Annotated in this window: 5 protein-coding genes; 2 read left to right on the top strand and 3 right to left on the bottom strand. The window is 47.2% G+C overall.

Annotated elements, in window-relative coordinates:
* Nucleotides 1-157: 157 nt before the first annotated feature.
* Entirely contained in the window at nucleotides 158-3,079 is a 2,922-nt protein-coding gene (locus QUB39_RS27655) for a GAF domain-containing protein (RefSeq protein ID WP_333485206.1), read from the bottom strand.
* 230 nt (nucleotides 3,080-3,309) lie between these two features.
* Here QUB39_RS27655 and QUB39_RS27660 point away from each other — a divergent pair, with 230 nt between their 5' ends.
* The gene (locus tag QUB39_RS27660) at nucleotides 3,310-4,470 is read left to right on the top strand and encodes a quinone-dependent dihydroorotate dehydrogenase (RefSeq protein ID WP_333485207.1); all 1,161 of its coding nucleotides are present in this window, start codon (nucleotides 3,310-3,312) and stop codon (nucleotides 4,468-4,470) included.
* A gap of 477 nt (nucleotides 4,471-4,947) precedes the next feature.
* Here QUB39_RS27660 and QUB39_RS27665 read toward each other — a convergent pair whose 3' ends face one another.
* Both QUB39_RS27665 and QUB39_RS27670 read right to left on the bottom strand, forming a co-directional pair.
* Complete coding sequence (locus QUB39_RS27665) at nucleotides 4,948-6,399, bottom strand: anthranilate synthase component I (protein ID WP_333211281.1); 1,452 nt, start codon at nucleotides 6,397-6,399, stop codon at nucleotides 4,948-4,950.
* Nucleotides 6,400-6,503: 104 nt separating this feature from the next.
* On the bottom strand, nucleotides 6,504-7,175 hold the full coding sequence (locus tag QUB39_RS27670; RefSeq protein ID WP_333057546.1) for an aminotransferase class IV: 672 nt from the start codon (nucleotides 7,173-7,175) through the stop codon (nucleotides 6,504-6,506).
* Nucleotides 7,176-7,276: 101 nt separating this feature from the next.
* On the opposite strand from QUB39_RS27670, the gene QUB39_RS27675 reads away from it, so the two are divergent.
* A complete protein-coding gene (locus QUB39_RS27675) occupies nucleotides 7,277-7,945 on the top strand; it encodes an ElyC/SanA/YdcF family protein (RefSeq protein ID WP_333057545.1) in 669 nt (222 codons plus the stop codon).
* Nucleotides 7,946-8,239 lie beyond the last annotated feature (294 nt).

An 8,239-nucleotide genomic window follows, 5' to 3' on the forward strand; every position in this document is an offset into this window, starting at 1 on the left:
CTAAATCCGTCCCTTGTATTTTGAAAGAGGTAGATGGCGGTTTACTGTTGGGTGGGGGCGGGTTTAGAAAATTATGGGTTTTAGGCAATTATTGTTGGTGAAACCCGCCCCTACAATCCTCGATCGCAGCTTGGAACTTTTACAAAATTTTACCAGATTAAGAATTGGCTAGGGGCAGCACTAAACGAGCGACAATTAAATTGTTTTCTAACATTTCTAGAGAAAAGTTTCCCCCCATTAAGCGTACTGCTCGCTGACAAATTAAGAGATTTTGCACGATCGACCTATGGGAATTAGCAACCGCTAATATATCGGGTTCGGAACCGCCGTTGAAGGCAGCAATTAACTGTCGATCGCACGCGCCGCTATCGATCACAGACAATTCTAACAAATCTTCCCCCAACAACTCAGAGCGAATCTCAATCTTGGCACCAACAGCAGAGCGCCTGCAAGCCGTCGCCAGCAATTCGCACAGAATCAAATCCAGCTTGATGCTGTCCCCGCGAACGCTCAAAGTCTGACCGGCCGGCATAGACACAGCAGCTTCTCTGTGCACATCCAGCAAGACTTTCGAGTGTTTGACCAGGGGGGCCGTTCGATCGAGCGATCGTCTCAGCCAAGCGCTCACAGGCACCGCATCTTGTGCGAATTGCAGCCGCCAATGTTCCTGTTTCAGCAGCAAATGAGTTGACCCCAAAGCATTGCCAATTTGCCGCAAAACCTGTTGGTAGCGCAAAATTTTCAGAGCATCCTTTTGTTCCTTCGCCGACTGCAAAATCGACTGACTCAACTCCCCCAACTCCTTCACCCCCGCTCCCACAGTGCGGTAAAACTCCTCAAAACGGCGTTGTTTGTACCAGTTGAGCAACTCTAGATCCAATCGCTGCGACTCCTGGATCGATTGCACCGCCAAATACCTGCGCCACCAAGCCAACTGAGACGCCATCGAGCTAAGTAAACTCACCGACAACTCCGACCACTGGCGGCCCGGAGCGTCTGCAGCCACCACAATGCCCACCGGAGCGTGTTCTGGGGCCGTCCGCAGCGCCACCGTCATAATCTCGCCAATTCCCGGACTGCGTAGCCACCGCTTTGTCGCCAGTGGCAGTTGGCTCGTGCTCTGTTGCACCACGCAGTTAGCAGCCAGGGTTTGTTGGATCAAAGCATCTGTTTGGACAGGAATCACCGCCTCGGGATTGAGGGCAAATACGGGATTAGCAGCTACCGTCGCCACGATCGAACCTTCCTCATCACCGGGATTCCAAGTAATTACGGCTACTAAAGGACAGGAAATTGTCTGGGAAACGTGTTGAGCAAAGTTACGATCGAGCTTTTGTAGCGGCAACTCTGGGAACATCGGCGGTGAAGCAGCAGATATCTCTTGCTCAGATTGCTCATCAGGAGAATGGTGCAAAACCGCCAAACCCGATTTGAGCGATCGCTCAAATTGCTGATATTTGTCGATTGCCGAACTCTGCTGCCACGAGTGCAGGATCAATCCGAGTTGTTCGCCCACTAGCCGAACTAATTCTTGCTCAGATCGCCTCCAAGTGCGAGTTGCACTGTGTCCGACAACCAGCAAACCCTCGATCGATTTGCGATTGGCGATTTTCGATTTGAGATTGGGGTTTTCTCCCTCGGACTTTTTCGCCCTAGTGCTCGATGCCAACAGCGATCGCACCCCAGCTTCCCCCAACACTTCCCGCCAAGCGCCCAACCGCCCATCTTCCTCCCAATTTTCAATAGCCAGAGGTGCACTTGCTTGCAACAGCCCCACGTCAGCCACATCCAGGGCGTTGAGTGGCGACGGCACTGCCCTGCGGTTGCGGGGCAGATTTTGGCAGACAATTTCAAAGCGATTTTGTTCTTCGCCGTACAGCAGCAGCAAAAAGTATTCGCATTTGAGCCGATCGCACAACTGTTCGGCGGTATTTTTCAAAGTCGTCTCCCAGTCAGCATCGCTGTAGATGGCGTGAGCTATTCCGGCAGTTAAATCTCGATCGATCTCAATTTGCTGAATTTTCTCCTCCATCTCCGACACAGGAGCCGTCAGAGCCACTAACTGCGCCACTCCCCGCAGATAATGCTTTTCATTGTCTTGCCAAATCCGGGGCTCGCCGGCTTCGACTGCCAAAAATCCCAACAATTCCCCTTCCGAAACAATCGGCGCAGCCAACAGAGAGCGAGCGCGGATTTGCTGCATCAACCGCCCTGTCAGCTCAGTTTTCAGAGAACTTTGAGATTCACCGATCCAAACCATTTCTTCCCTGCCCAAAGCCTGATAAAATTCGCCCAAGTCTTGGACGGTGATGCCCGAAGCCGCTCGGCCCGGCCCGCTCAAACCCGGAGTAACTTCGCGGTTGCTGACTCTGCGCCAAAAATAGCGCCGCTCTCGCTCGAACCAATAAACATTGGTGCGCGTCGGCTCAATAAATTCATGAGTTTGTTCTACCACCGCTTGCAAGTATTGGTCGAGCGATCGCAATTCCCCCAACTGCGAAATCAGCGCTAAAAGAGACTCATCTGGGTGTTTAACTTGTTGTCGCTGCCAGTCTTTTTCTATTTGGTAAAGAGCAGTTGCCAGCGCTCCAAATACGATCGCCAACTGGGTTTTTTCCCCCGACTTGGGCGACGCTCCCCATACCTCAGTTCCGAGCAAAATCACGCCGTAGCAGCGGTCTTTGTAGCGCAGCGGAAACAGAGTCGTGCCTTGAATATTGAAAGTTTGAGCTGCTTTGCGCCATTCTCCGGCTCGGTTTTCCGATCGCAAATCCGGGACTCCCACCGGCCGGAGCTGAATCACCACTTGTTCCAGCAAATCCCCTGGGCTGAGGGCAAACCGCTGTTTGAGAAAAGACTGGTCGCCGTTAGGAGTTATGCCGCCTTTCCCGAACAATCTGTGGGCCTGTCGATCGTACAACCCGATCCAAATCAAACCCCAGTCAAATTCCGATTGCAAGTAACCGAGTGTGGTCGAAAGTAGCACTTCAACATTCTCCTCTTCTCGGAGAGTCTGGAGAACGCGCTCTAGGGTCGCGATTTGTTCGTCTAAATCCTTTGGTCTTTGCTGCTGCCCCATTTCCAAGCTTCCCCGCACCTTGTCTAATTTAAAATTACTAACTTAAAGATTCAAAAAATTAAAATGCCAAAGAGTCAACTTATAATATAATCGTCTCACTTATCCTTCAGTCTCAAACATTGGATAAAGTCGATCGAGGTTGAAGTAAAAACTTCGCCTTCCCTGCCTGCTCGTGAATATTTTTATTTTCCTTCTCCTTTCTCATTTGTAAATTGCCCCAGTACAAATCATTGGATATTTATCAATCAAGTGTACGCCCGCTGTTGTTTTCCGTATTGAAAACCGATGCCGAGTGGCTGCACAACCGCACTCTCCAAGTTCTTGAACTTGCAGCCAGAACCCAGTCAAACCCCGCCACCAGCCAAATGCTCTCTCGATTGCAGAAATCTTTGGGAGTCCAAGATTCTCGCCTCGAACAATCTTTGTGGGGACTGAGCTTTAACAATCCTGTCGGCTTGGCCGCCGGATTTGATAAAAACGGCGTAGCTGCCGATATTTGGGCAAATTTTGGCTTTGGCTTTGCCGAACTTGGCACTGTCACTTGTCAACCACAGCCGGGAAACCCCCAACCTCGCTTGTTTCGCTTGACGGAGGACAGTGCAGCCCTCAACCGCATGGGATTTAACAATCAAGGAGCCGGGGCAATGGCAGCCCGGTTTCAGGCAGCACAGAAAAAGTCCCCACTCGATGCCCAGGGCCCCATGCCTCAGTCTCCGTTCCCCTTGGGCATCAATCTCGGTAAATCTAAGGTAACACCGTTAGAGCAGGCAGCAGCCGACTATTTGGAGAGTTTTAAGCTGCTGAAAGATTGGGGCGACTATTTTGTAGTGAACGTTTCGTCTCCGAATACGCCGGGGTTACGATCGCTCCAAGATGCTGCTGGGCTTAGCACAATTTTGGAAAGTTTGCAACAAGAAAATCAGGGAATCAAGCCAATTTTAGTCAAGATTGCGCCGGATTTGGAGTCGGAGGATCTCGTATCTATCCTTGACTTAGCAAAAACCTACCAATTAGCAGGAATTATCGCCACCAATACCACCATCCGCCGCGACGGATTGAAAACACAAATATTGCCAGAAACAGGCAAACCAATCGCCGAAGAAGCCGGGGGAATTAGCGGGCTTCCTGTGCGGGAGCGATCGACAGAAGTAATCCGATTTATCTGGCAATATACAAAAGGCGAATTACCCATAATTGGAGTTGGTGGCATTTTCACCGCCGAAGATGCTTGGGAAAAAATAGCCGCCGGTGCGAGTTTAATTCAGGTTTACACGGGTTGGGTTTACGAAGGGCCTTGGATGGTGCGTCGGATTCTCCAAGGTTTGTTGCAAAAGTTAGAAGAAAGCGGATTTAGTTCGATTTCTGAGGCAGTAGGTTCGGACAATCAATAGACATAGGACTGTTGACTGTTAACTGTTAACTAATGACTAATGATATCAATTCCGGTTGCATTGGAATGATTAAACCGCAGAGAACGCAGAGAACGCAGAGGAAGAGAACAGAGAGATGAATAATTCTGATGCTAACGGATTTGATATGACTAATGACTAATGACTATTGACTGTTGACTGGTGACTGTGAGTAAAAAAATGAAAATTGCGCGAATTATTTGTTGGCAGCTTGATTCGACTTTAAGCCCGACTTAGAAGCGCGGATTTGATATCATTCCGGCCTGACTGCCGGAATTGATATGACTCACAGTGCGATCGCTAAAAAAAGTATCAGGCAACACCATACCAACAGTTCCCTAACATTAATACTACAAAAAATCTTTTGGTTTCGATCGATTTTAATTAGTATTGCATCAAAAGTAAATCGGCGTTCAAAATCTTCAACAATCTTAACAACTCGATTTATCTAACACGCATCTAATCAAATATTTCCGCTAATTTCAAAGCATTAACTTGAGCTTGAGCTTTCTGCAGCGACTCCTGCCATTCCCTTTCTGGATCGCTATCAGCAACAATCCCCGCACCCACTTGTCCCCAAACAACCCCCCCCGTCGTACCGTCACTTTTTGGTGCATATAAAAGGGTGCGAATCAAAATATTTAAATCCAGGTTTCCGCGCCAGTCCAAATAACCGCAGGAACCGTAAAATAAATTGCGTTTCACCGGTTCCAATTCTTCGATGATTTCCAGACAGCGCACTTTTGGACAACCTGTAATCGTACCGCCCGGAAATACCCCTCGAATTAAGTCGATCGCGTCGCAATCTCCTCTTAATGTACCGATAACATTACTGACGAGGTGCATCACGTGACTGTAGCGTTCAATAGTCAGAAATTCGTTAACTTTTACCGAACCCCATTCACACACCCTCCCGATATCGTTGCGCTCTAAGTCAACTAACATAATATGTTCTGCTCTTTCTTTGATATTCTCTATTAATTCCCGTGCTAACTGCTCATCTTCAATGCAGGTTAAACCTCGCCGTCTCGTTCCCGCGATCGGTCTAGTATCCACTTTATTTCCTAATAATTGAACGAGTCTTTCCGGCGAACAACTAACTATCGCCCCCCACGGAGTTTGCCAATAACTTGCAAAAGGCGAAGGATTTATCCGTTGCAAAGCGCGGTAAATTGACCAACTACTGCAATCTGTACTGGCTTCAAACCGCAAAGATAAATTAGCCTGAAAAATATCGCCCGCCTGAATATACTTCTGAGCTTTTCGCACTATTTCTTTATACTCACTCTGAGATAATTGGAAAATAGGAGTAGCGGAATTTTGTTGATAATTTTCCGGTAAATTATTCTGGATTATTTCTCCCTTGGCTTGCTCTAATTGATGCTGCATAACATCGAGTTGAGAAGGTTGACTCGCAGCCAACCAGAGAATTTGCGTTTGATGGTCTAAAACCGCAAAAGATTCTGGTTCGTACCAACAGCTAACCGGGAAAGGAAGCGGATCGGTATTGAGTTGGGGCAGGTGTTCGATTTCCCATGCTAAATCATAACCTAGCCATCCCAACCAACCCCCCGTAAAAGGAATTTCCGGCGGTACATTCACTGCTAAATTTTGCTCTTGAGAGTCCAAAAGAGCGCGCAAAAAAGGTAAAATTTCACCGACTGGCGGTGTCCATAGCTGAGATTGACCGTCAATTATCCGGGGAGAACCTGCACAAATAGAATATCGTGCCAAGTTAGTAGAAGATGTAACTGGACTTTCTAGCAGAACAGCCATATCGCGGGGGAAACACTCCGATATTGAGCCTGCACTGTCGGCGGTTTTACCGAGAAATAAAGTTTGAAAAATCTCCGATCCGCTGCGCTGATTTAGGGGAAGCTTTCGCCAATGCCAAGGTTGTATTTTTTTCATAATAGATTGCACTCTGGTTAACACTTTCAGGAATTACGCAAAATGTCAATTCTGTAGTAAAGTGCACAGTTCGCACCCTCCTAAAATCGATTTAAAGCGTTATCTCAGCCATTATTTACAACTTTCCAAATATCTCCGCTTGCCTCTTTTTTGAGGCGTATCCAACCCCTAACGGAGTTAATGAGAAATATAGTTTTGGTTCTTTGCAAATCATCTAAGGTAATTAATTCTTCTCTGATTTTTCCCTCCTCTAAAAGTTGAGAACGAAACGTCCCCGGTAATAAACCGCACTTGAGGGGAGGTGTGATTAAACCTGCGGGTGTATCGATCGCGATATTGGCGATCGTGGATTCGGTGATAACTCCATCTTGATTCCACAGAAAGACATCCTGATATTGGGGCTGCGACTCCAAAGCCATTGTATAAGGCAATCGGTAAGTTGTCTTGTGGTAAAGAAATGGGTTTTGAGAATCGATCGGTTGGCGGGCAATTCCCACAGATGCACCGATTTTTAAGATACCGCTATCTAGTGTCTGAGCTTGTAACGTTATGTTTCCCTCACAAGATATTGTTAACCGTATTTTGTGTTTGACTGACCCGCAAGTCATACTTAATGCTTGTAAAGCTTTGCTTGTTTCTGTTAGCGATAGGGAAAATTTAAAATAATCAGCCGATCGCTCTAATCTTTGAAGATGTCTGTCTAGCAAAAAATAGCCGTTTTTGGGTTCCCATAAAAGTGATTCCAGCAATTCAAAGTTTGGCTGGTGTTGAATCATATTTTTGTCAATATAATATAATGTAAATTCGGGAACAAGACAATTATTAGACCCGCGAAGCGGCCTGTTCGTGTAATTATATAGGAAGTTAACTTGAATTTATGTTGCCTAAATCCTTTATATTTCAATGGCGCTTTGCCATCGGGCTGTTAATATTAACCTCAGTGCTCACACCCCTAGCGCTCAACTACTACGTCCGATTTGTTACCCGCAACTACCGCCACAGCGATATAGCTAACGTGCCTGCTGAACCCATTGCTATAGTTTTTGGTGCCGGACTTTGGGAAGACGGCACTCCAAGCCCCATGTTAGCCGATCGAGTGCAAGCAGCCGTCGATTTGTACAAAGCGGGGCGAGTGGACAAACTTTTGATGACAGGAGACAATAGCACCGTCGATTACAACGAAGTCCAAGCAATGCAGGACTTCGCCGAAGCCCAGGGCGTACCGATTAATAATATCGTTCTCGATTATGCCGGATTTAGTACCTATGAAAGTTGCTACCGGGCGAAAGAGATTTTTGGCATAACGCAGGCTGTTTTAGTTACCCAAAACTTTCACTTAGCCCGCGCTGTTTATACCTGTCGCCGGTTGGGCATAAAGGCGATCGGCTTAGGAACGCCGGATTGGGGCAAATTTCGCCAAAAGGGCATGATTCGCTACACTTTCCGCGAATTTTTGGCAGTCATCAAAGCGCTTTGGGAAGTGCGCGTTACCCGTCCCGAACCGACTTTTTTGGGGCCGTTTGAAGGAATTCAAGAAAAGTTATGATATCATGTCCAGTCGAGCGACCGTGATTTTTGTAGGGGCCCGTGAGCCAACAATACCTGCCAACAAAGGACAATCTCCAAAACCCGCCCAGACCAGGATATTATGGTTAATCGAGCGGACATGATATGAGTGATATGTTGAAGACTTTAGTCCTTAAAACAAGGACTAAAGTCTTCACTAAAAACGGATTTTCTTACAACTAACTGGACATCAGGTAAGGATCGCGAATTAAATAACTTACAATTTTAATTGTTATTGTGGGATGGGCGTCCCGCCCGTCTTTTTTGGACGGGC

It is taken from the genome of Microcoleus sp. AT8-B5 (assembly GCF_036705565.1).
Lineage (GTDB): Bacteria > Cyanobacteriota > Cyanobacteriia > Cyanobacteriales > Microcoleaceae > Microcoleus.

Coding starts and splice junctions, on each gene's coding strand:
- QUB39_RS27655 (WP_333485206.1), bottom strand. CDS start 3,079: ATGGGGCAGCAGCAAAGACCAAAGGATTTAGACGAACAAATCGCGACC.
- QUB39_RS27665 (WP_333211281.1), bottom strand. CDS start 6,399: ATGAAAAAAATACAACCTTGGCATTGGCGAAAGCTTCCCCTAAATCAG.
- QUB39_RS27670 (WP_333057546.1), bottom strand. CDS start 7,175: ATGATTCAACACCAGCCAAACTTTGAATTGCTGGAATCACTTTTATGG.
- QUB39_RS27675 (WP_333057545.1), top strand. CDS start 7,277: ATGTTGCCTAAATCCTTTATATTTCAATGGCGCTTTGCCATCGGGCTG.